The 1,338-nt window shown below is 38.8% G+C and carries 1 protein-coding gene; it reads left to right on the forward strand.

Annotated elements, in window-relative coordinates; genetic code table 11:
* Positions 1-200: 200 nt before the first annotated feature.
* Positions 201-1,338 (forward strand): esterase-like activity of phytase family protein (locus tag PSF28_RS23580; protein WP_272685741.1); only part of this gene is annotated, 1,138 nt, incomplete at its 3' end.

Here is a 1,338-nt window from a genome sequence, read left to right on the forward strand (position 1 = left end):
TTTGTCGCCTAGCTGCAACTCGAATTATTTAGAGTATATCGGTATTAGGGAAATATCTTAATACCAATATTTATTGAACATGATAAAAAACAACCTGTTTTTCAGTAAAATAACTGTCTTCAATCCTTCATAAAAGCTTCATTCATCGACGTTATGATTCCGCCATCAATTATTGATAGCCTTAAAATGGAAACATAACAATGCAGAATAACTATTCTATTAAACGTAAACTGGGCTCGTTATCTTTATTGGCTAGTTTAATTTCATTTAGCATCACTGGGTTTGCTCAACAAGAAGTGCCAGCAACATTAGCGGGTCACTCCATTCTTCCAGTTAATTCCACTGTTGCTACACCTGAAAATGCACCTTCAGATATGCAAGTGAGTGGTAAATTTACCACTGGCGTTCGTGTAGATAGCTTAGGGAAAGTGGAAGGTAAATCTGCAGATCGCCCAACAGGAATGCATATTCCAATTAAAGGCCAACCACGTCAAGGGCACTCGGGTATCAAACGCATGGCGGATGGTACTTACTGGGTTTTAACTGATAATGGATTTGGCAACAAAGTAAACTCTTCTGACTCTATGTTGTATGTCACTCAATATGATATTGATTTTCAAACGGGTAATACGACACCATTAAAAACGGTTTTCTTCCAGGACCCCGATAAAATTATCCCTTTTCATATTACGAATGAAAGTACAAAAGAGCGCTATTTAACAGGCAGTGATTTTGATCCTGAAAGCTTTCAATTTGCGGATGGTGCTTTATGGGTTGGTGATGAGTTTGGCCCTTACTTAATCAAAATGGATTTGGATGGCAAGGTATTAGCCTTGTTTGAAACGCAAGTAGATGGAAAGAAAGTCGTTTCTCCTGACCACTACCAAATCACCACACCGGGTAAACCTACAGATAAAGTGACTTTCCAAGTCAATCGTTCGAAAGGTTTTGAAGGTATGGCATCATCGCCAGATGGTTCTAAGCTCTACCCAATGCTAGAAGGTGCGATTTGGCTTGATGAAAAACAAGATTATGAAAATATCGATGGTAAACGTGCTGCCCGTATTCTTGAATTTGATGTGAAAAAGCAAGATTGGACTGGCAGAAGTTGGTTATATGTCTTTGAAGATAACCAAAACGCCATTGGTGATTTCAATCTTATTGATGATACTCACGGCCTAATCATTGAGCGTGATAATGGTGAAGGCACTGCTGATAAAGCCTGCACGGCGGGAAGCAGTAATACGGAAAATTGTTTTAGTCATTTAGCTAAATTCAAGCGTGTTTATCGTATTGAGTTTTCAGATAATAACGTTGGAAAAGCGGTGGATAAACAGG

This window comes from Providencia sp. PROV130, from assembly GCF_028482225.1.
Classification (GTDB): domain Bacteria; phylum Pseudomonadota; class Gammaproteobacteria; order Enterobacterales; family Enterobacteriaceae; genus Providencia; species Providencia rettgeri.